This is a genomic window from Acidobacteriota bacterium (assembly GCA_035471785.1).
Lineage (GTDB): Bacteria > Acidobacteriota > UBA6911 > RPQK01 > DATIPO01 > JANQFM01.
Map to the genome: position 1 here is coordinate 1 of DATIPQ010000042.1, position 25,341 is coordinate 25,341.

Consider the following 25,341-nt stretch of genomic DNA (forward strand, 5'->3'; position numbering starts at 1 on the left):
GCCTATCGATCTTGAGTTGTCCGAGATATGGAGGGACACCTGAAGCCAGCGCTCTGAATGAGAGCATATATGAGGAGAAGGCTTAGAGTTTCGGCGGTGTGATAGTATCTACATTCAAGACAAAGCTTCATTATCCTGTTATCGACTGACTTTTCTGGAGGCCGTCCGGAAACCAAAGCTGCGACTGCGCCACGTTCAATCCCGAGTTTCAACGCCTCGAGGATGCCTTGATTGCGGCCCGATGACGAGAAACCAATTAGAAGTGTCTTGCCGATGGACTCCTTCGATTGCCCCCGCAGGTGAATCTCCAACCATTTGGCCAGCCATGCCCTGTACGTGAAATCCTTGATATGGGCAGAGATGGCGGCTCCGCTGGCAGGTGCGAGTGTGCGCTTGGGAGTAAGCCGCGCAATATCTGAAGCGGCGTGATCGGCTATGGCCAGATTGCCTCCGCTGCCGAAGAGAGCGATGCAAGTAGCTCTGGAAAAGGCTTCCGCTAACTCTCTCCAAGTATCGGACCTCGTGACCTCGGAAAAACGGTTCTCAAGATTCTCGATGTCTAGAGTTGACCGTCGATAGCCAGAAGATGATAATCGGGAGTTATCACCTAATAGTCTTTTGCAGAAAGGGTCTGGATCTCGATTGTGCGGCCGCATTGGTGGGCAAACACGATGCGTCATGGCGGATCGCTGAGCCGGCCTCGGACTCAGAGCCGGTCCTCACTCCGCTATTCCAGGTTCAGCCCTGGGAGGAACCCGAAATCGCCGTCGGACAGCCTGCGCCATCTTTCTCGCTGGAAGACCGCACCGGCGAGACGGTCACTTTGGAACAGCTTCGAGGACGCCTGGTCGTGCTTTCCATCTGGTTGTCGAGCTGGTGCCCCAAGTGCCGCCAGCTCAAGGGCGAACTTGAAGACATCGCGGCCCGACACGCCGATGATCCCCTAACGGTAGTCGGTATCAACGTCTGGGAGGTTTCCCAAGCCAACTTGAGCCGCTATCTGCAAAACCACAACCCCTCCTACACCATCCTCCTGGAGGGAGACGCCGTGGCCTCCAGCTACCGCCTGCCCATGCTCCCCGGCATCTTCCTCATCGGGGCCCGACGGCCGCTTCCTGGAAGTCGACTCGGGAGTCGGCTGGCGACACCTGTCGGAACTGCGCATGATGATCGAGTCTCACCTGCCGTAGTGGCCGTCTCAGTCGTGCCGCTTTCGCTTCTTGTCGGTTTCACCTTCGCCAGGCTCGATTTCGGTAATGTAGTCATCCGCCTCGTAGGCCAGGACGGCGTGGCCCGCCCGATTGACGTAAGCAAAGCGGTTGTCGCCTATTCGAACATGGGCGAGACCCATCACGAAAGAAGTGGCGAAGCGGGAATCGATTCGAAAGACTTCTGCTCCGTTCCAGTCCAGGTCGTTGGGACAAACTTGAGGTTGTCATCCGTCTTTCGACAGTATATATTGGAGCGCAATATATTGGAGGTCAACAAATCTTGGATGCCATCGAAGAACTCAAGAAGGGCACCGGCGAGATGCTGGTTCTGTGCGTGCTGGCCCACAAGCCGAGGTATGGATACGACATCGCCGGAGAGATCGGACGGCTGACGGAAGGGGCCGTCAGCTACAAGGCGGCTTCCCTCTATCCGCTTCTTTATCGCATGGAGCGGCGCAAGTGGATTGAGGGGAGATGGGTGGAGAAGGCCGGCCAGCGCAGGCGCCGCTATTACCGTGTCACCGACAGGGGGCAGGAGATTCTGCGGTCCAAGTCCAAGAGCTGGGAAGGTTTCGTCAGGGCCATAGACAAGGTGCTCGAGGTGCAGCATGCCTGATTGGAAGACCTACGTAGTCAAGAACCTGCGCGGCCGCGGGCTGACGGGTGAGCGGCAAGAGGAATTCGCCGAGGAGCTGTCGCAGCAGATGGAGGACGCCTACGCCGCCGCCCGACGCCAAGGGTTGTCGGAGGAGGAAGCCGTCGAGAGTGCCAAGGCCGAGGTCGAGGACTGGGACCGGCTGGTCCGCGACATCCGCACCGCTGCCAATCCCTTGACCAAACCCCTTCCCGAGTCCTGGATCGTGCGACGGAGGGAGATGGGATTAGTGCCCATTTCGGGGATCCGGATGGCTTGGCGTTCACTGTCGCGGCGGCCCGGCTTTCTGCTGGTCACCGTAGTGGCGCTGACCCTGGGCGTGGGAATTCCCACCACCATGTACTCCATCGTCAACGGAGTGCTGCGCGACTTGCCCTTCGAGGATGGCGACCGCATTTTTTACATCGGGCTCTCCAACCCGGTACGCGGATACAACCTGCGTCAGGCCCCGGCGGACGTTTTCCGCTACTGGCGCCAGCACCAGACCAGCTTCGAGGAACTGGCTGCCTACGGCGATTCCACCGCCAGTCTGAGCGGGGACGGCCATCACGCCGAACAGGTGAGGATTGGCTATCTCGATCCGCAGGTGCTCGGCGTCCTGCGGGTGGAGCCCCCGCTGGGACGCGGATTCGTCGCTGAGGACGCCGCCGCGGGAGCCGAGCCGGTGGTCCTGCTGGGACACTCGGTGTGGGAGAACCGTTACGCTTCCGACCCGAGCGTCTTGGGACGTCAGGTCCGCGTCGACGCCCAGCCTCACACCATCGTCGGAGTGATGCCCGAAGGCTTCCGCTTTCCCGCCAAAGAAGTGCTGTGGACGCCCCTCAGCCTGGAGGCTCGGGAGCAGGGCACGGACCCGCTGTCGGTCGATGTCCGCGCCAACGTCCTGGGCCGCCTCGAGGACGGAGCCACGCTTTCTCAGGCGCGGGCCGAGTTCGAGACCTTCTCGATGCAGCTTGAGGACGTGGGACCCGAGGAGCGCAAGGCCGACCGGGCCGTCATCGTCCCCTACACCCAGGAACGCATGGGCGATGTGGCGCCCATCCTCTACACCATGCTGGCGGCGGTTTCCTTCTTGCTCATCGCCGCCTGCGCCAACGTGGCCAATCTATTGCTGGCGCGCTCCCTCTCGCGCACCCGCGAGATCGCCATCCGCTCGGCTCTGGGAGCCAGCCGCTGGAGGATCGCCTCCATGGTCTTCGGCGAGTCCTTCCTGATCGCGGCTCTGGGCGGAGTGCTGGGACTGGCGATAGCCACCTTGGGCGTCATGTTCTTCAACCACGGCATTGCCGGGATGAGCGGCGACATGGCCTTCTGGATCGACATCAGGGTGGACGCACCCACACTGCTCTTCGCTGCAGCCATGGTGTTCCTGGGCAGCCTGGCGGCGGGAGCCGTCCCGGCCTGGCGCACCTCGCGCACCGACATCCAGCAGGTGCTTCAGCAGGAATCGCTGACCGGGACCCTCAAGATGGGCCGTTTCAGCCGGGTGATCCTGGGAGGTCAGATCGCCCTCTCCTGCGCCCTGCTGGCCATCTCCTGCCTGATGATCAAAGGCGTCATTCAGCTCAAGACTTTCGACTTCGGCATCCCCGCCCAGCGCACGCTGACGGCGGCCATCGAGCTGCCCCGCACTTCCTACCCGGAGCATGCCCAGCGTTACGATTTCTATTCCCGTCTGGGAGAGGAGATGCGGGCCCGGCCCGGAGTGGAAGAGGTGGCGTTCACCTCCACCCTGCCCGGACGCGGCAGCGCCGGCTGGCCGGTGGAGATCGAAGGGCAGGCGGTCGAGCGCCAAGAGGACCTGCCGCTGACGGCACGGGTGACCGTCTCCGAGAACTTCTTCAGCCTGCTGCAAGCCCGCGTCCTGAGCGGACGCGACTTCACCGCTTCCGACGATCTCAACGCTCTCCGGGTGGCCATCGTCAACGAAGGCTTCGCCCGCCGCTTCTTCCCCGGCCAGAATCCGCTGGGCAAGCAGATCACGCTGGGGCGGAGTTCCTGGAAAGAATCTCCCCGCACCATCGTGGGGGTGGTCCCCAACCTGCTCATCGTCAACCTGGAGTTCAATCTGCCCGACGCCGACGGGGTCTACGTGCCCATGAGGCAGAGCGCCAACTCGATGGACATCTTGGTGCGGGCTTCCGCGCCCATGGCCATGGCGGGTGTGTTGCGCGACGCCGTCGAGCGCCTCGATGCCGACTTGCCCGTGGCCCAGGTCGATCGCCTCGACCGGGCCGTCCTGGAAGACAAGGCCCTGTTAGAGGTCTTCGGCGGACTCTTTCTCTTCTTCGGTCTGGCCGCCCTTTTCCTCTCCACGCTGGGACTCTACGGCATCGTGGCCTTCACGGTGCAGCAAAGGGTGCGCGAGATGGGCATCCGGCGGGCCTTGGGAGCCTCAAGCGTCCACATCCTCTCCCAGTCCCTGCGTCGCGGGACACTGCAGGTGGGGGCCGGGATCGTGCTGGGCCTGACCATCGCCGCGCTTATGAGTCCGATGCTGGCGGAAGGCTTCTTCCGCACCGATCCCCACGATCCCTCCGTCTTCCTGCTGACGGCCGCCGTCCTGGCCGGCACCGGACTGCTGGCCTGTCTGGTTCCGGCCCGGCGCGCTTTGCGGACCTCACCGCTGGATGCGTTGCGCTACGAGTGACCTCGGCTAGACGGTCCTTAAGGCCCAGCGTGAACGCTCCCAGCAGTCCCACGGCGCAGAGGGCGAAGAAGAAAACGGGGCGGAGATTGGCCAGGTAGAGGCAAAGCGCGATGCCCAACATGGCGTAGAGCCCAGCCGCCAGCTCGATCCAGAGAGTCGGATCCCGAGGCACCCGATAGCTGCCTCCGCCCTTGGGAGTGCGGAGGAAAGACGCTCGCCGCCTGGTGAGTCCGGCCAGGACGCCGCAGGCCACGGCGGGGGCGATACCGACGGCGACGATGGGCAACATCAGCAGGCCCGGCATCCGGCGCAACCAATCTTTGTAAAGAATTGTCTGGGACTGAAAGAAGAGAACGGGCTGCGCCAAGCCAAAGACGCCGAAGATGAGCAACTGAGGAGGAAACCGGTACTCCAGATAGACCAGGGGAGGCAGCGAGGCCAGCAGCACCAGGACCGCCCAACTGGTCAGGTAGCCCATCATGGTCAGCAGCGCGTAGGAGCGCGCCATGAGCGAGAATTCGGCGGCTTGCAGAATCGCTCTTCCGGACTTCACGACACATTGCGTCGAGCCCTGGGCCCAACGGTTCTGCTGGCTCTTGTAAGCTGAAATGGTGGCCGGGAGCTCCGCCGGTGCGCCGATTTCGGGCAGGAAGAGGAATTGCCATCCTTTCAAGGCGGCGCGAATGCTCAGGCAAAGGTCTTCGCAGAGGGTGTCGGACTGCCAGCCTCCGCTGCTCTCCACGCACTGGCGCCGCCACACCCCGGCGGACCCATTGAACTTGGGGAAGAACCCGGCTTCGAAGCGAACGAACTGTTCCATGGCGAAGTGCTTGTCGATAGCGATGGCTTGAGCCCGGGTGACCCAGGAATCCCGCCAGTTGCGGTGCTCCCAGCGCACCTGTACGAGGCCCAGCCTGGGATTGCCCATCAAGTGGGGGATTGTCGTTCGCAGAAAGTCGCGGGGAGGGAGAAAGTCGGCATCGAAGAGGGCCAGAAATTCACCCTCCGCGCTGCTCAGAGCCGCCTGCAGCGCTCCCGCCTTGAAACCCGTTCGTGCGTTGCGGTGAATCAGTTCGATGGACACACCTTGAGCCTGGTGGAAGGCGACTCTTTGTGCGGCGCGCTGGGTGGTGTCATCCGAGGAATCGTCGATTACCTGGATCTGCAGCCTGTCCCGCGGATAGTCGAGAGCCACCGCCGAATCGATGAGTTCTGCGACCACGTATCGTTCATTGAAGACAGGCAATTGAACGGTCACCTTGGGGAGTTGCGCCCCAGGTGGACTGAAACAGGGGTGCCGACGGTCCTTTAGCCCCTCTCTCAGCGCCAGCGTGAGAAAGCCCAACGCCCCGAAGACTGCCAGAGTACCGAGAGCGGCGAGGTAGCAGGCGATGAGGATGGTGGTCATGAACCCCTCAGTTCAAGCTGGGAATGACCGGCTGGGTGGCAAAGACCCCGGGTTGCGTCCGAAGCACCAGTACCGACACTTTTCCGCTGGTGGAAGCTGTCAGCAGCCCGCTGAAGCGGGAGAGATCCAGTTCCTCCTCGGCCCAGGGGATCTCGTTGACGAACAGGGCCCGGTGACCGAGTGGCGGAAGCGTCAACTCGGCGGAGGCGATCTGATCCCCGTCGCTGTTGTGGAGCCGCAGCTCCAATGCGACGCTGCTTTCCTCCAGGTTCATCAGAGCCAGACCCGTGTTCAAAGACTCCTCCTCAATTCGCTCCATGGGCGAGAAGAAGCCGTTCCTCAGCAACGAGCCGGCTCCCACGCCAGCCACGCCGACATCTCCACCGAACAGGATGAGTCCCGCCAGAGCCTGATCGGAGCAGACGGTCACTGAGCCGGTTACCAGCGGGCCTTCTCCGTCCGTGGTGAGGATTCGGAGTGCTCCTGCGGGAAGCGTTAGATTTCTTTGCCCTTCCGCCTCTTCCCCCTCCAGGTCGACCGTCAAGGGAGCGCCTTGATCATCGCGCAGGATGATCCTGACCGAGGCCTGCCTGGAACTGAGATTCAAGAGCAGAATCTGGCTGAAGAGCGAAAGGCCTTCGCCCCCGTCTCCGAAATGGGCGAAGTAGAGTTTCTGAAACAGGTCGGCCGGCGGAGTTTGGCCGCGGGACCGCCTTGAGGCAATCGCGATCTGATCCCGGGACAGGAAGCGGTTGGCCACCGGCAAGGTGGCAATCTCCCCCGGACGCGACTGCAGGACCGTGGCCGCCAGGGGCATCGGGCTGTCGGCCTCCAGAACTCCGCGAAACTGTGAAAAATCGAGTTCAGATCCGTTCACGCTCTGCCACTGGAACTCATCCACGAAGAGGGCGCGGTGCCCTCGCGCCGCCAGGGACAGGTCGTTGCGCGCCAGTAAAAGGCTGTCGGAATCGAAGAGGCTGAAGCGGACTTGCGAGGGCGAGCCGCCCAGATTGTGGACGGCGATGCCGGTCCGCGTGCCACTGGCCTGGTCGCTTTCCATAATGGCCGAGAAACCGCCCTCCATGACGTGCGAGATGCCCACGCCGGCGAATCCGGCGCTGCCGCCGAAGAGCAGGTTGCCGCCAATGGCCCGATCAGAGGTCACGCTCACCGACCCGGCCGTGATCTCGCCTTCGCCATCGGTCTGCAGCAGTCTGAGCCCACCCGCCGGGATGCTCAGCGAGGTGGTGCCCTCCACCGGGGCGCCGTTGATATTCACGGTCAGCAACTGGCCGTCGTCGCCCCTGATCTCGACTTCCACTTCGGCGCTCGCTGCTTCATTGGGATTGAAGAGGGCGACGGTGCTGGACAGGTTCACCCCCTGAGAGGCGCCGCCGTTGGCAAACTGGGCGAAATGAAAAGTCAGTTCGGCGTCACCCGGGGGAGGGCCTGTCAAGAATTCCGCCAAGCGCGGACCGCCGGGGTCGGGCAAACCGTTGCGGTCAAAGTCGAGCAGGGTCGTGTCGGGGACGCCGTCGCCGTTGCTGTCCGCAAGGGGAAGAAAGTAACGGCCTCCCTCAAAAGTGATGGGCCATCCGGCGAAGTCGGGATTGCCGTCGCCGGTCACATCCGCCAGAAGCGGGTTGAGGCTGAAGGAGGGCAAAAAGAGGAAGCCGCCGATTTCGATGTCGTCCGTCACGCCGTCCTGATTGTTGTCCTGGAACGCCACGCTGCTCATCTGGGTGCTTTGACCTTCGACTTCGCTCTCCACCACCAGGGAGCGCAACCGGTAGCTCTGGTCGAATCTGTCGGCTGAGATGATGTGCCTGTCGGCATCTACACCCATCACCTGCCGCAGGAAAGCTTTCTTGAGGCGCTGCCAGAAACTGCTGGGCGGCGGAAAAGTGGGCGGATCGACCGCGCAGGATTGAAAACGCCCGGTCACCGGATGAGGGTCGCTGCAGATAACCTGCCAGACGATGTCGGGGGTATCAGCTTGGAAGACGCGTATCAGGTTGCCCTCCCGCTCCACGATCAGGCGGTTGTCCTGGCCCGGCTCCGGAACATCGTCGAAATCGCTGTCGACCAAGGCCTGCCGCAGCACGTCCAAATCGGGCGCGGGGGAGAGAAAGGGGCCCGTGTCATCCTCCAGATCGACGACGTGAATGTTGAAGTTGGGATTGCCTCCGTCCTGGTCGAGAACAGAGAAGGCGATTCGCCTTCCGTCGGGCGACCAAGTGGGATGGGATGCCGGCGATTCGGTGATTTGAGTCAACTGGGTGCCGTCGAGGTTGACCGTGTAGATCTGATTGGGTCCCCCGGCAGTGCGCCGTGTAAAGGCGACCCGGGTCCCGTCGGGAGAAACGCGGGGAAAGAAATTAGCCACCCCGTAGCTTCCCGAGTTGGTCAGGAACTGCCCGCTGCCGGAACCGTCGCTGTTGAGGATGACCAGATCCCCGGGGACGGCTCCGATCCCGTCGAAGGTGTTTTGCTCATCGCGGGGCAAGCTGATCACCAGCCGCGAACCGTCAGGAGTCAGGTCGAACCCGTCAATGAAGCGCGGCCGCTGGGGAAATGTACACTCCTCCTCCAGCACTAGGGTTCCGGACTGGTCCGCGAACTGCCCGTCCAGTTCGGCGAAAAGCCCCACCCGCATCTCGGTGTCCCCGCAGCGCCCGACTGAACTGACGCGCCAGGCCGCCCTGGAACCGTCCCGGGAGACGATGACGTGATACCCGCCCAGTCCCCCTCCGATGTTGGCGAAAGCCGCCCGCAGCTTCACATCGAAGGCTGGGTCCGAGCCATCTTCGACTGTCCGCGTGAAGGGCGCCAGGCTGCTGTCGAAGGTCAGGTACTCGTGGTTGAGGGTCGTTTCAGCCAGCATCAAAAGCCCCGATTGGCCGACCCAGCTCAAAGACCCCGCAAATCCAAGCGGGGATGGCGGGCCGATGGCGGCCACCCCTTCCGAGGTCCCGTCTGCGCTGGCCAGACCGATCGCGGCACCGCTCCCGAACTGGTTGGGGTCGATGATGTAGGCGATTTGCTCTCCGCCGTTATCCCAGGCCGGATAGGCTTCGTGCCGGGGGCTGAAGGTGATCCGGCTCGACTCGGGGAAGGTCTGTCCCAGCCCCGGCAATCGGTTTTCCGTGCCGGCCACACGACTTGCCCTCGGGATCTTCTCCTGGAAGCCGCCCAAGACGCCGATGAGTACGATGAGGGTGATCGATGCGGCCGCTGCCCAACGGAACAGTCGACCCTTTCGCATCGAATCAGTCTAGCATCGCCCCTCAGGGCTCCACAAATCCTCAGGCGCGGGACAGCCGGTTGCCGGTCGAGTATGATGATGTCGCTGACCTATGATTCCCAGAAAAGGACTCCATCTCTCGGCCGCGGATTGGGCCACGGCCTCGCGTATCGCACTGACCCTCCCCATCACTTTCGCCCTGGCCTGGGAACTGTCGGGAATCGCTCTCGTCCTCTACCTGCTGGCCCCTGTCAGCGACCTCATCGACGGGCCTCTGGCGCGCCGTTCCGAGAGACCGACTCTGGGACCGGCCTTCGATGGCGTCGCCGACGTGATCTTCGCGGTCTTTGGCATCGGATGGGCCTACTGGAAGCTGCCCCTACAGCGCCCCTGGATGGAGATCTACCTGGCTTTGCTCCTGCCCCTGGCGGCCGTCTATGCACTCGTCTGCTGGCGCAAGACAGGCCGCGTGCTGCTGCTGCATTTGTGGAGCGGCAAGCTGATGGGTTGGGCCGGCTTTCTCTGGTTCGGGCTGGCCTACTGGGCGGATGCCGGGCTGTGGACGGTGCACCTGGCGGCCTGGGCGGCACTCTTCCACTACTCTGAGAGTCTCATCTACATTCTCCGCGGACGCCGCGATCCTGACGGCCGCAGCGCGTTTTCATAAGTCCCGGGAAGGCGGTCTGTTGAAAATCGGAATGCTGGCCGATCTCTACCACCCTCACCTGAGCGGGGTCACCATCCACATCGACCAGCTCAAGCGGTACCTGGAAGGCGCCGGCCATCAGGTCTGGACATTTACTTTCGGTCCCCGGCTGCCGCAAGATGCCGCTCATCGGATCGTACGCTCTCCTCCACTCCCCGTGGCCCCGCGCTATGGGGGCAAGCGGTTGCACCTGGGTGCCCGCTTGAGCCGCTCAGCCCGCGAGAAGCTCGATTCCATGGACCTGATTCACGCCCATCATCCCTTCATCTCGGGATGGCTTGGAACTCGCCGCGCCAAGCGCCGACAGCCCCTGGTGTTCACGGCCCACACTCGCTACGATCTTCATCTCGCCGCCCTCGCCCCGCGGCCCTTCCTGGGGGTCGGCCAAGTGCTGCTGCGCAGCTATTTGCGCTGGTTCTGCCCCCGTTGCTCCCTCGTCCTCGCGCCCTCTCGGGCCATGCGCCAACGGCTGGAGGGCTGGAAGGCAAGAGGGCGATTTCAAGTCATCCCCCATGGGATCGATCTCGAAGCCTTTGCAGGTAAAAACGGCCTTGCCCAGCGCCGCCGGCTCGGTCTTCCTGAGGACGCCAAGGTCCTCATCTTCGTCGGCCGGCTGGGCAGGGAGAAAGATCTCGACGTCCTGCTAGAGGTCTTGGAGGCCTTATCACTCCGTTGGAGCGGACTTCGCCTGCTCTTGGTGGGAGACGGCCCCGAGCGTGCCCGCCTGGAACGCAGGAGAACTCGCCTGCAGGCGCCTGATTCGGTTGGCCTGTTGGGCACTTGCCCGCCACAGGAGATCCCTGCTCTCCTGGCGGCGGCAGACCTCTTCGTGACGGCCTCACGCAGCGAGGTCTTCCCCCTTTCAGTCATCGAAGCCCAAGCCGCCGGACTGCCTGTAGTCGGTTTTCGGGCCCCGGGGCTGAACGACATCGTGGCCGACGGTCATAGCGGACTGCTGGCGCGCTCCAGGCGGGGCCTGAAGGAGAGCATCTCCAGATTGCTGGAGGACAGGTCCCTGCGCCGCCGAATGAGCCGGAACGCACGCGTCCGCTCCCGGCACTTTGCGCTGGAGTCCATGGGAAGCAGGACGCTGCAGGCGTACCTGGAACTTCTCAATTCGGAACGGCCTGCACTGAAAAGTCGAGCACCTTAGGCTGCACCAGTTTTTCGAAGTCCTGGTAGCGAAGCTGCATCAACTCGGTGTGCGTGCCTGCGTTGAACGCGATCTCCTCGTCCTCGCTCAGGGCGCCGGCCACGTAGACGGGCATCCCGTAGAGATTGCCGAAGGGCGGCATGGCGCCAGGCTCGCAATCCGGGAACAGGCCCTTGAACTCGTCTTCTGTGGCCAGTTCCGCAACCTCAGCCCCGCTCAGTTCTGCCAGCTTGTCCAGATCGACTTGCCGCGATGCCGGAAGCACTGCCATGGCCATTTCCCCGTCCAGGCGGACCATGACCGTCTTGGCCAGTTCCATGCCGGGAATCTTGGCCGAGGCCGCGATCTCCTGGGCGGTATAGGCGGGAGAGTGGCTGATCATTACGTACTTAACGCCGTTCTCATTGAGAAATGCTTTGAGTTTTTGGACTGGCATGGGTATGTCCCTCCTCGTCTCCAGTCCAATTATCCCCCCATGCATCAACGGACACAAACCGTTTGCAGTGATCCTTTTTGCCCGTCATCCGGCTCCGGATGTCATATATGAGATGCAGTTCGGCCACTCATCGATTGAACGAACATAAGCAAGCCGATCCCCTCGAGGGCCATCTCTTTCCACCTGAGTTGGTCATGCAGCACCAGCGGGCTCTGCAGTTGTCGCCTGAGCAGCAGCGATACATCGTTTCCGAGGTCCAGCAAGCCCAGTCGCAGTTCACGGGACTGCAGTGGAAGCTGCGGGACTCCCCCGCACGTCCAGGGCGACGCAGCCCTGGCCTTGGGGCAGGACGGCCAGGGGGTTGATTTCCAGTTCCTCGATCTGGGGCAGGTCGAGGGCGATTTGGCTCAGGCGCAGGATGACGTCGACCGCTGCCTCGATGTCCGCCGGAGGGAGATGGCGCCAGCCTTTGAGGCGGACTCCGGCCCGGGTGGCGTCGAGCATCTCCCGCGTCTGGCGCGGGCTTAATGGCGCAACCGCGGTGGAGATGTCGCGAAGCAGTTCAACCTCAACGCCGCCGCGGCCCGCCACCACCAGGACGCCGAACTGCGGATCGCGGCGCACTCCGGCCAGGATCTCCTGTCCGCCGCTGATCATCTTCTGGACCCAGACGCCGTCAACCGACAGGCCGGGCCGGGCGCTGCGAGCCGAGTCGATGATCCTCTCGAAGGCCTCCCTCACCTCGGCTTTGCTTTCCAGCTCCAGGACGACTCCCCCCACGTCGGTCTTATGGGAGATCTCGGCGCTTCGCAGCTTGAGCGCCACCGGGAATCCGATCTCTTCGGCCTGCTGGGCGGCTTCTTCGGCATCAGCGGCGGGCAGCGATTCCGCTATGGGAATGCCATAGGCTGCCAAGAGGGCAGGGAGGTCGGACTTGTGCAGGGCGCGGGCGGCCGCCTCAGGGTCGGGTGCCTGAGGATGTGCGGGGGGCTCAGGCGGCGTGTCCAGCCAAAGCCGGCGGGCCCGCATGGCCTTGAGCGCCGAAACCGCCCGCTCCGGGAAGGCGAAATTGGGAATGCGGCGCCGGTGCAGGATGCGCAAGGCTTCATCCACCGAAGCCAGTCCCATCATGGATGCCAGGACCGGCTTGCTGTGAGCGGCGGCTACCTCGCTCACGACCTCGGCCAAGCTGGTGGGCAAGAACCAGTTCTGAGGAGCCTGGATGACCAGTGCCGCGTCCACCGACGGATCGGAGAGAAGCGCGTCCAGGGCCACCCCGTAGGTGCCCGGTCCTGAACCGGCCAGTACGTCCACCGGGTTGGCCACCGAGGCCGCCTGGGGAAGACGGGTCCGCAAGTAGTCTCGCGTCTGGCTGCTCAAGGGCGCCAATTCCAGACCCGCGGACTCGAACAGATCCACCGCCAATATGGCCGGCCCCCCTGCGTTGGTCAGCACCGCAACCCGGTTGCCGGATGGAAGCGGCTGCCAGGCCAAGGCTCGGGCCCAGTCGAAAAGCTCCTCCACGCCATGGGCGCTGAGGGCGCCGCTTTGACGGAAAGCGGCTTGGTAGGCTTCGGCGCTTCCCGCCAGGGCGCCGGTATGCGAGGCTACAGCCTGGGCGGCGCTTTTGGCTCGCCCGGCCTTGATGACGACCACAGGCTTCTTGCGGGCCGCCTTCTCGATGGCTTGCATGAAGGCCAGCCCATCGCCAACCCCCTCCAAATAGGCCGCAATAACCTGGGTCCTGTTGTCGGAGGCAAAGGTCTCCAGCACCTCGGTCTCACTAACGTCCATTTGGTTTCCCAGGCTGACCATGCGCGAATAGCCCACTCCCGAAGCCCTGGCCCAGTCGATGACGGCCGCGCACAGAGCCCCCGACTGGGAAAGAAAGCCGATACCGCCGGGCCGCGGGGTGCCGGTTACAAAAGTGGAGTTGATGGGACAATGAGTGTCTATGGTGCCGATGCAGTTGGGACCCAGGATACGCATCCCGTAGCCGGCAGCGACTTGGCCCACCTCTTTCTCGCGCCGGCGCCCCTCGGGACCGATCTCGCGGAAGCCTCCGCTGATGATGATGGCGTGCCGGATGCCCCTCTCCCCGCATTCTCCGACGATGGAGCCGACCATCTCGGCGGGAACGACCACGACCGCCAGATCGACCGGGTCGGGAACCTCAGTCACGGTTGGATAGCATTGCAGGCCGAGTATCTCCCCCGCCTTGGGGTTGACCGGGTAGATGCGGCCCCGGTAACGGCTTTCCACCAGGTTGCGGACCACTCCGTGGCCCAGCTTGAGCGGATCGGCCGAGGCGCCGATGACGGCCACGCCGCGGGGTGTGAAAAAAGCTTCCAGCATCAGTCTTTCGCTGCGGCTTCTTTTGGTATTTCTAAGAACTGGTTGACGGCCACCTTTTCCAGCAGGGTTTTCTTGCCATCAGGCCAGACCACTTCCACGCGATCCGCTTCGCGGGCGCTTCCCAGTCCGAAGTGGAGGCGAGGGTCGTGGGCCGAGAGGAAGGAGCCGCTGCTGGCGATGTCTCTCCGTTGGGTCGTTCCTTCGGCCGTCACGTAAACCGAGGTTCCGATCACGCCGCCGGCTCCCGGCGGAGCCTGGCAGGTCACGGTCAGCCAGTTGCCGCCTTGGGTGTCGTTTCGCAGGAGAGTGGGAGGCGCGTCCAGATTGGTGAAGAGCAGATCGAGGTCTCCGTCGTTGTCGAAGTCGGCCACCGCCAGCCCCCGGCTCGAGTGGGCAATCCCGAAGGCCGGGCCGGCCGCCGCAGTGGCGTCCTGAAAGGTCCCGCGGCCGGAATTGAGCAAGAGCTGGTTGGTCTGACGATAGCGCATCCCGACCTCCGGATGGAGATCGACCTGGGGGTAGATGTGGCCGTGGGCGATGACCAGGTCCAGGTCGGCGTCCTGGTCCAGGTCGGCAAAGGCGGCGCCCCAGGAAAGCGGGGCGTAGGTGGCGTCGCCGACTCCTGACTCGATGCTGGCGTCCTCGAAGAAGCCTCCTCCCAGACCCTTGTAGAGGGTGCTGAAGTCTTCCGAGAAATTGGTCACGAAGACGTCCAGGAAGCCGTTCAGGTGGGCGTCGCCGACGGCGATTCCCATTCCTGCCTGGGCGGATCCGTTGTGATCGAGGGCCGATCCGTTCCAGAGTCCGATCTCTTCGAAAGTGCCGTCGCCTCGGTTGCGGTAGAAGTAGTTGGCATCGGAGTCGTTGGCCACGTAGAGGTCGCTGTCTCCGTCGCCGTCGAAGTCGGCGGCCCGGACCGCGAAACCGAATCCTCGTCCCCGGTCTTCCAGCCCCGCCGAGTCGGTGGCCTCCTCAAACCGTCCGTTGCCGAGCGCCAGGAAAAAGCGGTCCCTGGCGCCTTCCAGTCCGAAGGGCCCCATGGCCACCTTGGCCACCCCCTTCCAATCCAGCGAGGGGCTGGCCTTGAGGACGTCTTCAAGCGAGGCCTCGATGTAGGCGGCGATGTAGAGGTCGAGGTCGCCGTCCCGGTCGGCGTCGAAAAAGGCGGCACCCGTGTTCCAGCCCGGCGTCTGGATGCCGGCCTGGGCTGCTACGTCCCGGAAGGTTCCGTCCCCCTGGTTGCGGAAGAGGACATTGGGGCCGAAGTTGGTGACCAGGATGTCGGGCCAGCCGTCGTCGTCGAAATCGGCCACCGCCACACCGCTGCCCCAGTGGTCGGGGTCGCCCACGCCGGCCTGGCGAGTGACATCCCGAAAGGTGCCGTCGCCCTGGTTGCGGTAGAGCGCGTTCTGCCCTTTTTCCACAACCTGGCTGCCCTCCAGCTTCCACCCGTTGACCAGATAGAGGTCCATCCATCCGTCGCGGTCATAGTCCAGCCAAGCCGCGCCGGCACCGGCCGAGTCGAGCAGATGATCTTTACCGGGCCGTCCGGCCAGGAGGACTCTGGTCAGCCCGGCTTGGGCCGAGACTTCCTCGAAGTGGATCCGAGGCTCTTCAGCCCAGGCACCGGCAGACGCCACTGCCATCGCCACGGCAAGTGCCGGAAGGAGCTTGGGGGTGCGGTTGTTGAGAAAGGAAAGGCTCATTCCATTGACGCCATGAGCCTCTCGTATTCGTCGGCGACCTTCTGCCATTCCTCTACCAGCTCGGAGGCGTCGGGATCGGCGGCCATACGCGCGATCCTGTTGGCCGAGTCGAGAAAGGACTTCTTGGCGGCGCGGGTCACGATAACGAATCCCTCGTCGTAAAGGCCCTGCCGCTCTCCCTCGGCGTTGTGATGGTGGCCTCCTTCCAGAAGACGCTTGCGCACGGCCGCCACCGCCGCATCTCCCTCGTTGGCCAGTTGAGAAACGAGGGTCGCCAGTCTTTCCAGGTCGGCCTTCACGTCCTCGCCGGCCTCGATGCCGGCCCTGGCGCGCATCGCCACTGCCCTGGCGTGGGTATAGGCGGTGGCCAGAATGGAACGGACCAGGTTCTCTTCGGATTCCTTGGCGCTTAAAATCACGTCGGCCAGGCTCTCGTAGGTAGCGACCAACTCGGCTGGAGTCGATGTCGCCGGGGAGCCCTCCTGAGGGGGCGAAGCGGTGGCCGAACCAGTCAGGCCGAGAATAACGATCAGCAGGAATGCTTTCATGGAATCATCCTCCTTTATGATGAAATCCGGGTACGGTTTCCTCACATTCCTGTATAGCTTCTCGGGCCTTGCGGAGCAAGCAAGTCACTAAAACAGTTCACTGCGGTTCGAGAGGTTCAAGGCTGAAGGTACCCAAAGCCTCGACGAGGGAGCGGCCCTCTGCCACGCTGCTGAATACATAACTCGTGTAGGATCTGAAATGAACGAATAACGCGATGAAACTGAACAAAACGTTAAGTTGGCCTGGTGTCACCTTCTGCAATTTGTAGCGAGCGACCTCATACCGCCGAGGGCAATTGAGCCTTCACCGCGGTCGCTGAAACTTGACCCGTGTGTGAACTTGTTGGCCACCTAGTGGCCCTAGGGCGCCCCTAGCCGATCTGCCAACGCCAAGAAAAACGAGTCCCGGCAGCCGCGCCCGGCGGCCAGGACCCGCCTCAGTCAGCCCCAATTTGCGCCTTGGCGTCAGGATATGCTGTTGATCTTGTCGATCAGGCCCTGTCGACCGGCCTCGGCTTTCTCGGCGGTGGCGTACTGGAGGTTGACGGTCACTCCGTCCATCTGAACCAGGAAACCGGCGCCTTCCGGGTCCTCGCGGGTCGGCTGGGATGTGATCGCTCCAATACTGTTGACGGCCGTGACGCTCAAGGTAACCCCACCGCTGGAATAGAGAAAACGAGGGTTGATTTTGCTCTTGACCTTTTCATGCATGGCCTTGGCCCGTGCCTCGTCTTGGCTGACTACTCCCGTCTCCGACCCCTCCAGGTAAATCGAGAAGCTAAAGCTGGCCTGACCGCCATCCGGTGGCGGGATCTTCTGCACGTCGGAAAGGCCCGTAAGATTGGCGGAATTGATGTAAATGGAACCGACTTGAACCAACGACATGGGCTACCTCCAAGAATCAATTGTTTAGGCCATTCACCAACCTTATTTGTACTCCCTTAGATTCGTGAGCGCAACCTCAAAACAACAGGATACTCTCTCCTGCCACCAGCTTGTCTCACCTAAGGGACCTGGCTTGGAGCCGGATTCCCCTTGGGCCTTCCTCTGGTATCCTGAATAACTTATGGGCTCAAAGGCAGCATGGGGCAGCATACCGGAGTCGATCGGCGAGACTCTGAAGGGACTGGATCAGCAGGGTTATCTGGCCGATGAGGCGCTGGCGACTTGCCTCTACCTGGCGCTGCGCATGCAGCGTCCGCTCTTCTTGGAGGGCGAGCCGGGGGTGGGCAAGACCGAACTGGCCAAGGTGGTCGCCAAAGTCCTGGATACTCGATTGATCCGGCTGCAATGTTATGAAGGGCTCGATCTGAACCAGTCCGTCTATGAATGGGACTATCCCAGGCAGTTGCTGGAGATTCAGGCGCGGGGCAGCGGCGCTTCTCATGAAGGGGAGGGCATAGCCGATCTCTTCAGCGAGAAGTTTCTCCTCAAGCGTCCGTTGCTGCAGGCCATCGAAGCCAGCCACGATCAGGCTCCCGTTCTGCTGATCGATGAACTGGACCGGGCCGACGAGGAATTCGAGAGCTTTTTGCTGGAGTTGTTGGCCGACTTTCAGGTCACCGTTCCCGAGTTGGGGACGCTCAAGGCGGAGCACAAGCCGGTCGTCTTCCTGACCTCCAACCGCACCCGCGAGATCCACGACGCACTCAAGCGCCGCTGCGTCTATCACTGGATCGAGTACCCCAGCTTCGAGAAAGAACTGGCCATCGTCCGCCGCAAGGTGCCCGGCCTGGAGGAGCAGGTCAGCCGTCAGGCGGTGGCCTTCATCCAGAAGGTTCGCGAGCAGGACCTCTACAAGCTACCCGGCGTGGCCGAGACTCTGGATTGGGCCGAGGCGCTCTGCCAGCTCGATCTCAAGAGCCTGGATGCGGCTGCGGTGGGAGCCACTTTGGGCTTCTTCCTCAAACACCAGGACGACATCGAACAGCTTCGCGATTCCACGGCTGAGATCTTGAACTCCGCTCAGGCTATTGACAGCGAGCAGCCTCATGCCGCCGAGAGCAATTAGGCCTTCAGCGCGGTCGCTGAAACTTGATTCGTGTGTGAACTTGTTAGCCACCTGGTGGCCCTAGGCCATAATGAACCACTTGAGGATCTGATCGCTGGCGTCATGAGCAGCTTTACGGGGAGCCCATTTCCAGGTGACGGTTTGGAGGGCCAAGGCCTTTTCGCACGCATCGTGCGTTTCGGGAGGGAACTGCGCGCCGCCGGACTGCCCGTGTCTCCTCAACAAAGCCGGGGGCTGGCCCGCGGTCTCAGGTGGATCGATCCGCTCTCGCGGACTCAGTTCTACTGGGCCGCCCGCGCCCTGCTCGTCTACCGCAAGGAAGACCTTGAGCTTTTCGCCCGGCTTTTTGAGCGCTTCTGGGGATACGGGGGGGAGACGGGTGAGGCGTCTCCCCGCAAGGCTCCCCGGGCTCCCCGCCACCGTCCCCGGACGCTGCGCTCGGCACAGCCCCTGATGCTGGCTTCGATGATGGCGGCCCGGGCCTCGGCCCACCATCCCGAGCGGGAGGTGGCTGACCGCAGCCGCGCCTACAGTTCGGCGGAAGTCCTGCAACGCAAGGACTTCGCCCGCATGAGCGAGGAAGAGCGGCAGGCCGTCCGCCGCCTGCTTTTGCAGATGGACTGGGACATCAGCCGCAGGCGCAGCCGGCGCCGCATAGCGGACCGCCGCCGGGGCCAGCTCGACCTGCGCAAGGTCTTGCGCCAGGCTTCCCGGCAGGACGGGAAGGTGATCCGCCTGCCTCGCCGCCGCCGCAAGATCAAACCGCGTCCCCTGGTGCTGATCGCCGACGTGAGCGGATCGATGGAGCTCTACGCCCGCCTGCTGCTTCAGTTCTTTCACGTCATCAGCCTCTCGTCGCTCCAGGTTGAGAGCTTCGTCTTCGCCACCCGCCTTACCCGCATCACCAACGCCTTGGGCTTGCGCCACCCCGAACAGGCTTTGCAGGAGGTGGCGGAGGAGGTCTTCGACTTCGCAGGCGGCACCCGCATCGGCGAGTGTTTGGGCCGCTTCAACCGCCGCTGGGCAAGGCGCGTCCTGCGTCGCGGAGCCGTGGTGATGGTGGCCAGCGACGGCTGCGACCGCGGCGATCCCGAGCAGCTCAAGCGCGAGGTTCAGCGCCTGAGACGGAGCTGTCACCGCCTCATCTGGCTCAATCCCCGCCTGGGACAGGCCTCTTATCAACCCCTGGCCCAAGGCATGGCGACCGCCCTGCCCTTGGTCGACGATTTCCTTCCCGTTCACAACCTGCGCTCGCTGCAAGAACTCGCACGGCATCTGCAGAGTCTGTCCGGTGTCCGCGCCCGCGCTTGAGTCCGCCTGCCGCCATTGACGCTGGGGGCGGCGAGCCTGGATGATCGGGTGGCGATCCGGGGGGCAATCATGAAGCCTATTCCTTGCTGGCCCTGAGTGCCTTTCAGCCCCTTGGACGTCGTTTTGCTGCCTCTGGTGGGCGGTCGTCTCCTGCTGACCCGCAATCCGCACTTTGAAACTTGACATGTAAAGCTTTAAGGTGAAAGCTAGAATCTCCACCACTCAGTTCGGAAAGGAGACCGACGTGATTCCAGGGCCTTTTGATTACCACGCTCCAGACTCGCTCGAGGAGGCGCTTTCCCTTCTCGGCGAGCACGGGGATGACGCCAAGATCCTGGCCGGTGGACAGAGTTTGATCCCGGCCATGCGATTTCGGCTGGCCTTGCCGGCCGTCCTCATTGACATCAACCGTTTGAGCGATCTCGAATACGTGCGCCAGGACAACGGCAGCCTGGCCATCGGCGCCATGACGCGCGAAACCCACATCGAGCACAGCGAGCAGGTCAAAACCGCTTACCCCATGCTGGCCGACGCCGCAGAGGTGATTGCCGATCCGCTGGTGCGCAACCGCGCCACCGTGGGCGGAAACCTGGCTCACGCCGATCCGGCCAACGATCATCCGGCCGTTATGCTGGCTTATCAGGCTGAACTGGTGGCCGCAGGACCTGGGGGAGAGCGGGTTATCCCCATCGACGAGTTTTTCACTGGATTTTTCGAGAACGCGCTCTCTTCCGACGAGATCCTGACCCAGATTCGGATTCCAAAGCCGGGCGCGGACTGGGGAGGCGCCTACCTCAAGATCGAGCGCAAGGTAGGCGACTACGCGGTCGCCGCCGTGGCCGTCCAGCTTCAGATCAATGACGGCGCCTGCGCCAGCGTCAGAATCGGCCTGACCAACGTCAATCCCCAGCCCATGCGGGCCACCGAGGCCGAACAGGCCCTGGCCGGACGCGAGTTGAGCGACCAGGTATTGGAGGAGGCGGGCAAGGCGGCAGCCGCCCAGTGCGAGCCCTCCCCCGACCTGCGCGGCTCGGTGGAATACAAGCGCGACCTGGTGCGCATCCTCACCAAGCGTGCCATCCGCAAAGCCCTGCAGCGTGCGAAAGGAGCGTCCTCATGAGCCGTCACGATGTCAGCCTCACAGTCAACGGCGAGCAGGTCACGGGCCAAGTCGAGGCGCGCCTGCTGCTGGTCCATTTTCTGCGCGAGAACCTTTCCCTCACCGGCACCCATATCGGCTGCGACACCACCAGTTGCGGAGCCTGCACCGTGCTTCTCGATGGAGAACCGGTCAAGAGCTGCACCGTCTTCGCGGTCCAGGCCCAGGGCGCCCGGGTGGAGACCATCGAGGGGGTGGCGCAAGATGGCCAACTGCATCCCTTGCAGGAGGGATTCTGGGAGAAGCACGGGTTGCAATGCGGCTATTGCACTCCCGGCATGATCATGACCGCCAAGGCTTTCCTGGCCTCCGACCCCGATCCCAGCGAGGAGGCCATCCGCCGCGCCATTTCCGGCAATCTGTGCCGGTGCACGGGCTACAACAAGATCGTTGAGGCCGTTCAATACGCCGCCCGGAAGCTGTCACAGCAATCCAGCGAGAAAGAAGAGGCCACCGCATGAGCAAGCATTTGGAAGACCGTTTCGAGCATCACACTCCGCTCAAGGAAGGCGTCTCAGCTCGGGTCGACACGCAAGACGACGTCCAAGTCAAGACTCCCGGCAAGATCTGCGGCATGGGCCACCGCATGAAGCGCAAGGAAGATCCCCGCTTCATCCAAGGCCACGGACGCTACATCGACGACATCAAGCTTCCCGGCATGCTCTACATGGACATCGTGCGCAGTCCTCACGCCCATGCCAAGATCGTCAACATCGACGCCTCCGCCGCTCTTGAGATGGACGGTGTTCTGGCCGTCATCACGGGCCAGGACCTGAAAGAGGCGGGCGATCTGCACTGGATGCCCACCCTCATGTCCGACACCCAGATGGTGCTGCCCATCGAAAAGGTGGTTTACGCCTCTCAGGAAGTCTGCGTCATCATCGCCACCGACCGCTACATCGCGGCCGATGCGGTGGAGCAGGTCTTCGTCGAATACGAACCCTTGGATCCGGTCATCGATCCCTTCCAGGCCCTGGAAGACAAAGTGATCGTGCGCGACGACAAAGAGGAGAAGACCAACCACATCTGGCACTGGGAGGCCGGCGACAAGGAAGCCGCCGACAAGGTCTTCGCAGAAGCCGCCACGGTGGTCGAGCAGAAGATGTACTTGCCGCGCATTCATGTCTCTTCCATCGAGACCTGCGGGATGGTGGCAAACTACGACAAGGTGCGGGAACGCATGCAGATCTACATGACCTCCCAGGCGCCCCACGCCCACCGCACCGTCTTCTCCATGGTCAGCGGACTGCCCGAGCACAAGGTGCAGATCATCTCTCCCGACATCGGGGGAGGCTTCGGCGGCAAAGTGCCCGTCTACCCCGGATACGTCTGCTGCGCAGTGGCCAGTCTGGTCACCGGCAAGCCGGTCAAATGGATCGAGGACCGCAGCGAGAACCTGCAAGCCGACAGCTTTGCCCGCGACTATCACATCGAGGCCCAGATGGCGGCCGACGAAGACGGCAAGATCACGGGACTGCGGGTCAAGACGGTTTCCGACTGCGGAGCCGCCGACGCCGCCGCCAATCCCTCCAAGTTCCCGGCCGGACTCTACTCCATCTGCACCGGCTCCTACGACATGAAGGCGGCCCACGTCGAAGTCGACGGCGTCTACACCACCAAGCCTCCCGGAGGCGTGGCCTACCGCTGCTCCTTCCGGGTCACCGAAGCCGTCCACATGATCGAGCGGATGGCCGACATCATGGCTCATGAACTGGGTGAGGACCCGGCCGACTTCCGGCTCAAGAACTTCATCCAGCCCGAGCAGTTTCCCTACAAGTCGCCCACCGGATGGGAATACGACAGCGGAAACTACCCGGCGGCCCTCAAGAAGGCCATGGACATCATCGACTACCCGGCCTTGCGCAAGGAGCAAGCCGAGAAGCGTGAGCGCGGCGAACTGATGGGGATCGGCATCAGCAGCTTCACCGAAGTGGTGGGCGCGGGGCCTTCCCGCGACTTCGACATCCTGGGCATCAAGATGTTCGACTCGGCGGAGATCCGCATCCATCCGACGGGCAAGGCCATCGCCCGCTTCGGCACCAAGTCGCAGGGACAAGGACACGAAACCACCTACGCCCAGATCATCGCCGAGGAACTGGGACTGCCCGCGGCCGACGTGGAGGTCGAAGAGGGAGACACCGAGACCGCACCCTACGGATTGGGCACCTACGCCAGCCGTTCCACCCCAACGGCGGGCGCGGCGGGGGCGGTGGCGGCCCGCAAGATCAAGGCCAAGGCCAAGAAGATCGCCGCCTACCTGCTGGAGGTCAAGGAAGACGACCTGGAATGGAACGTCGACCGCTTTCAGGTCAAGGGATCGCCCGATCAGGCCAAGACCATCCAGGAAATCGCCTTTGCCGCCTACACCGACCATCCGCCCGGCATGGAGGCGGGGCTGGAGGCGGTCGACTACTACGACCCGCCCAACCTGACCTTTCCCTTCGGCAGCTACATTTGCGTGGTCGATATCGACAAGGGCACCGGCGAGGTCAAGGTGAGGCGTTTCGTGGCCGTCGACGACTGCGGACACATCATCAATCCCATGATCGTGGAGGGACAGATCGAAGGCGGTCTCACCATGGGCCTGGCTCCCGCTCTCTTCGAAGAGATCGTCTACGACGAGACCGGACAGAACCTGACCGGCACCTTCGCCGACTACCTGGTGCCCACGGCCATGGAATCGCCCAAGTGGGAATTGGGCAAGACCATCACCCCCTCGCCCCACCATCCGCTGGGAGCCAAGGGAGTGGGCGAGTCCCCCACCGTGGGCGCTCCGCCGGCCATCGCCAACGCCGTGGTCGACGCCCTTTGGCACCTGGGAGTCCGCCACCTGGAGATTCCCATCACACCCCAACGGGTTTGGCAGGCCTTGAGGAAGGCGGGGGTCAGCGAGTAGAGTCGAAGAGCCTTCCGCCCTGGAGTCTCGGCTCGCCTTGCACTCTCATCCCTGCATGGCCATAAAGCGGTTTTCCGACTCCACCGTGCCGATCAGCACCAGTTCGGCGCCAGCGGTCAACAGGAAGTCGGGCCCAGGATTGATCACGGTTCGGCCGTCCATGTTGACGGCGATGATGCTGCAGCCGGTTTGCTCGCGGATCGATGTCTCGCCGACCTTGCGGTTGACGAGCGAGGCGGGCAGGGGGGCGCTGAAAACGTCCAGGCCCTCCGCCACCATCAAGACGTCGCTGCGCTTAAGCAGGTTGAAGACAGTGGCCGCCCCCATCGAGGCATACGAGATGACGAAATCGCACCCGGCACGGTGCAGCGTGCGGACGTTGCGCTCCAGGGTCACCCTGGAGACGATCTGGATGTCGGGGCGGACCCGCCGACAGTGAATGGCCAGGTAGATATTGGTGTCGTCGTCATGGGTGGTGATGACGACGGCCGGAGCTTTGCTGATGCCGGCCTGCTCCAGCGTTTCAGCATCAGATGCGTCGCCCAGCACGAGCTTGTCGACTTGCCTGACCCGGTCGGGGACGCGCTCTACGATGCGGAAGTCGAGTCCTCTGGCCGTCAGGGTCTTGATCATGGCGCGCCCCACGCGTCCGCCCCCGATGATCAAGACCGGGGCCGGCGCCGTTGCCTCCAGGTCGGCGAAGAGTTCGTCGAATGCTTCCAATTGGGCGCGTGATCCTGCCAGAACCAGCACGGTGTCGGACCGGATTTCCGTCTCGGCGCGCGGGATTTCGAATTTACCCCTCTGCCAGACGCCGGCGATCGTCACCCCGGCCTGCTGGCGGATGCCGCTTTCCGCGATCTTCTTGCCCACCAGCGGCGTGTCCGCGGCCAGAGCTTCGGCAATCAGCACCTGGCCGACCTGGCCGAACACCTGGGATACGGTTTTGCCGCCGCGCGTACGCCTGGCCAGGGCCTCGCCCATCATCTGGCTCAGTTCCAGCACGCGGGTGACGCCGCTGATGCGCAGAACCTGGGCCGAATTGGCACTGTCGGCAGTGGCTGCGATAGGCACCTCGGGGCTGATGTCGCGGACGGCGAAAGCCACGCTGGTATTGGCGATGTCGCTGCCCGTGCTGACCACCATGGCGGCCTGCTCCACCCGTACCCGCCGGTAGACCTCCGAGTCGTCATGTTCGCCCCTGACGACAGTCAGCCCCTCGTCGTGAAGGCGCAACGCCTCCTCCCTTTCAGCTACCACCAGCACGTAGGAATAGCGGTATTGCTCAAGCTTCTCGATCAGCGTCCGCGCGATCGGCCCGTAGTGGGTCAGAACGACGTGCCCGCTGCTCTCCTCGGGCAGGGAACGCGGCACCCGCTGGGTGGCCTGGGCCTTCATGAAGGGCAGATAGAAAAACTCCAAGAAGGTGAAGGGGAGTAAAACCAGCAGAAAGAGCATGCCCGAGAGCAGGACCAGGATTGAGAAGGCCCGCCCGATGTCGCTTTCGAAGGTGATGTCGCCGAAGCCCAGCGTCGACATCACCGTCAGCGTCCAGTAAAAGCCGGTCAGCCAACTGAAGTCTCGGCCCTCCCAAGCCATCAGGTAATGAAAGGTCGTACTGTAGATGGCGATCAACACCAGAAAGGACACCAGATAGTAGAGGAGAATCCTCAGATCCCTCTGGGTCCGGCGCGTCCTCAAGTGTCCGGCCAGGAACGGCGGCATCCATTTCATCGCCCTCATTCTACCCGCTCGCAGTGTAGCCTGGGCGTAGCGCCGGATCTCGATACCTGGCTTCAAGGCACAACTGCCTCCTCGGGCGCCCCGAGCCATCTCTGGTATGATCTGGGGGATTAACCATGGGGAATGAGAAACATGGCTGCGATTCACAA

The 25,341-nt window shown here is 63.1% G+C and carries 16 protein-coding genes and 1 pseudogene; 9 read left to right on the forward strand and 8 right to left on the reverse strand.

The window, feature by feature from the left end:
* Nucleotides 1-1,491: 1,491 nt before the first annotated feature.
* Both VLU25_06775 and VLU25_06780 read left to right on the forward strand, forming a co-directional pair.
* The gene (locus tag VLU25_06775) at nt 1,492-1,827 is read left to right on the forward strand and encodes a helix-turn-helix transcriptional regulator (protein HSR67628.1); all 336 of its coding nucleotides are present in this window, start codon (nt 1,492-1,494) and stop codon (nt 1,825-1,827) included.
* Nucleotides 1,820-4,516, forward strand: a complete 2,697-nt coding sequence (locus tag VLU25_06780; protein HSR67629.1) for an ABC transporter permease — start codon at nt 1,820-1,822, stop codon at nt 4,514-4,516. Before VLU25_06775 ends, VLU25_06780 begins: the two co-directional genes overlap by 8 nt.
* 439 nt (nt 4,517-4,955) lie before the next feature.
* On the opposite strand, the pseudogene VLU25_06785 reads toward VLU25_06780, so the two are convergent.
* Nucleotides 4,956-5,924: pseudogene (locus VLU25_06785) on the reverse strand (glycosyltransferase).
* Nucleotides 5,925-5,931: 7 nt separating this feature from the next.
* Entirely contained in the window at nt 5,932-9,189 is a 3,258-nt protein-coding gene (locus VLU25_06790) for a hypothetical protein (protein ID HSR67630.1), read from the reverse strand.
* Between the two features lie 91 nt (nt 9,190-9,280).
* On the opposite strand from VLU25_06790, the gene VLU25_06795 reads away from it, so the two are divergent.
* Complete coding sequence (locus tag VLU25_06795; protein HSR67631.1) at nt 9,281-9,835, forward strand: CDP-alcohol phosphatidyltransferase family protein; 555 nt, start codon at nt 9,281-9,283, stop codon at nt 9,833-9,835.
* Nucleotides 9,836-9,854: 19 nt separating this feature from the next.
* Nucleotides 9,855-11,027 carry a glycosyltransferase gene (locus VLU25_06800; protein HSR67632.1) on the forward strand — a complete coding sequence of 391 codons (1,173 nt, stop codon included), beginning with the start codon at nt 9,855-9,857 and terminating at the stop codon, nt 11,025-11,027.
* On the opposite strand, the gene VLU25_06805 is transcribed toward VLU25_06800, so the two are convergent.
* The 5 genes from VLU25_06805 to VLU25_06825 all read right to left on the reverse strand — a co-directional run bounded on the left by VLU25_06805 (nt 10,987) and on the right by VLU25_06825 (nt 16,957).
* On the reverse strand, nt 10,987-11,463 hold the full coding sequence (locus tag VLU25_06805) for a YbaK/EbsC family protein (protein ID HSR67633.1): 477 nt from the start codon (nt 11,461-11,463) through the stop codon (nt 10,987-10,989). The two genes, VLU25_06800 and VLU25_06805, sit on opposite strands and share 41 nt — an antisense overlap.
* 276 nt (nt 11,464-11,739) lie before the next feature.
* The gene (locus VLU25_06810; GenBank protein HSR67634.1) at nt 11,740-13,818 is read right to left on the reverse strand and encodes an acetate--CoA ligase family protein; all 2,079 of its coding nucleotides are present in this window, start codon (nt 13,816-13,818) and stop codon (nt 11,740-11,742) included.
* The gene (locus VLU25_06815; protein HSR67635.1) at nt 13,818-15,524 is read right to left on the reverse strand and encodes a CRTAC1 family protein; all 1,707 of its coding nucleotides are present in this window, start codon (nt 15,522-15,524) and stop codon (nt 13,818-13,820) included. The genes VLU25_06810 and VLU25_06815 overlap by 1 nt, the downstream gene beginning before the upstream one ends.
* Nucleotides 15,521-16,072, reverse strand: a complete 552-nt coding sequence (locus tag VLU25_06820; protein ID HSR67636.1) for a hypothetical protein — start codon at nt 16,070-16,072, stop codon at nt 15,521-15,523. Before VLU25_06820 ends, VLU25_06815 begins: the two co-directional genes overlap by 4 nt.
* Nucleotides 16,073-16,537: 465 nt before the next feature.
* Nucleotides 16,538-16,957: a hypothetical protein gene (locus tag VLU25_06825; protein HSR67637.1), complete on the reverse strand. Its 420-nt coding sequence runs from the start codon at nt 16,955-16,957 to the stop codon at nt 16,538-16,540.
* A 181-nt stretch (nt 16,958-17,138) separates the two neighbouring features.
* Between VLU25_06825 and VLU25_06830 the strand changes: the two genes are divergently transcribed.
* The 5 genes from VLU25_06830 (at nt 17,139) to VLU25_06850 (ending at nt 23,449) form a co-directional block, all read left to right on the forward strand.
* The gene (locus VLU25_06830) at nt 17,139-18,083 is read left to right on the forward strand and encodes a MoxR family ATPase (GenBank protein HSR67638.1); all 945 of its coding nucleotides are present in this window, start codon (nt 17,139-17,141) and stop codon (nt 18,081-18,083) included.
* 102 nt (nt 18,084-18,185) lie between these two features.
* Nucleotides 18,186-19,394: a VWA domain-containing protein gene (locus VLU25_06835; protein ID HSR67639.1), complete on the forward strand. Its 1,209-nt coding sequence runs from the start codon at nt 18,186-18,188 to the stop codon at nt 19,392-19,394.
* 199 nt (nt 19,395-19,593) lie between these two features.
* Nucleotides 19,594-20,514 (forward strand): xanthine dehydrogenase family protein subunit M, encoded by a 921-nt coding sequence (locus VLU25_06840; protein ID HSR67640.1) that lies wholly within the window; start codon nt 19,594-19,596, stop codon nt 20,512-20,514.
* Complete coding sequence (locus VLU25_06845) at nt 20,511-21,014, forward strand: (2Fe-2S)-binding protein (GenBank protein HSR67641.1); 504 nt, start codon at nt 20,511-20,513, stop codon at nt 21,012-21,014. The genes VLU25_06840 and VLU25_06845 overlap by 4 nt, the downstream gene beginning before the upstream one ends.
* A gap of 113 nt (nt 21,015-21,127) precedes the next feature.
* Nucleotides 21,128-23,449 (forward strand): aerobic carbon-monoxide dehydrogenase large subunit, encoded by a 2,322-nt coding sequence (locus VLU25_06850; GenBank protein HSR67642.1) that lies wholly within the window; start codon nt 21,128-21,130, stop codon nt 23,447-23,449.
* A gap of 45 nt (nt 23,450-23,494) precedes the next feature.
* Here VLU25_06850 and VLU25_06855 read toward each other — a convergent pair whose 3' ends face one another.
* Nucleotides 23,495-25,183 carry an NAD-binding protein gene (locus VLU25_06855; protein HSR67643.1) on the reverse strand — a complete coding sequence of 563 codons (1,689 nt, stop codon included), beginning with the start codon at nt 25,181-25,183 and terminating at the stop codon, nt 23,495-23,497.
* Nucleotides 25,184-25,341 lie beyond the last annotated feature (158 nt).

Bases quoted from the DNA above. Each gene is read 5' to 3' on its own strand.
- VLU25_06780 (HSR67629.1), top strand. From the start codon at position 1,820: ATGCCTGATTGGAAGACCTACGTAGTCAAGAACCTGCGCGGCCGCGGG.
- VLU25_06790 (HSR67630.1), bottom strand. From the start codon at position 9,189: ATGCGAAAGGGTCGACTGTTCCGTTGGGCAGCGGCCGCATCGATCACC.
- VLU25_06795 (HSR67631.1), top strand. From the start codon at position 9,281: ATGATTCCCAGAAAAGGACTCCATCTCTCGGCCGCGGATTGGGCCACG.
- VLU25_06805 (HSR67633.1), bottom strand. From the start codon at position 11,463: ATGCCAGTCCAAAAACTCAAAGCATTTCTCAATGAGAACGGCGTTAAG.
- VLU25_06810 (HSR67634.1), bottom strand. From the start codon at position 13,818: ATGCTGGAAGCTTTTTTCACACCCCGCGGCGTGGCCGTCATCGGCGCC.
- VLU25_06815 (HSR67635.1), bottom strand. From the start codon at position 15,524: ATGAGCCTTTCCTTTCTCAACAACCGCACCCCCAAGCTCCTTCCGGCA.
- VLU25_06820 (HSR67636.1), bottom strand. From the start codon at position 16,072: ATGAAAGCATTCCTGCTGATCGTTATTCTCGGCCTGACTGGTTCGGCC.
- VLU25_06825 (HSR67637.1), bottom strand. From the start codon at position 16,957: ATGTCGTTGGTTCAAGTCGGTTCCATTTACATCAATTCCGCCAATCTT.
- VLU25_06830 (HSR67638.1), top strand. From the start codon at position 17,139: ATGGGCTCAAAGGCAGCATGGGGCAGCATACCGGAGTCGATCGGCGAG.
- VLU25_06835 (HSR67639.1), top strand. From the start codon at position 18,186: ATGAGCAGCTTTACGGGGAGCCCATTTCCAGGTGACGGTTTGGAGGGC.
- VLU25_06845 (HSR67641.1), top strand. From the start codon at position 20,511: ATGAGCCGTCACGATGTCAGCCTCACAGTCAACGGCGAGCAGGTCACG.
- VLU25_06850 (HSR67642.1), top strand. From the start codon at position 21,128: ATGGGCCACCGCATGAAGCGCAAGGAAGATCCCCGCTTCATCCAAGGC.
- VLU25_06855 (HSR67643.1), bottom strand. From the start codon at position 25,183: ATGAAATGGATGCCGCCGTTCCTGGCCGGACACTTGAGGACGCGCCGG.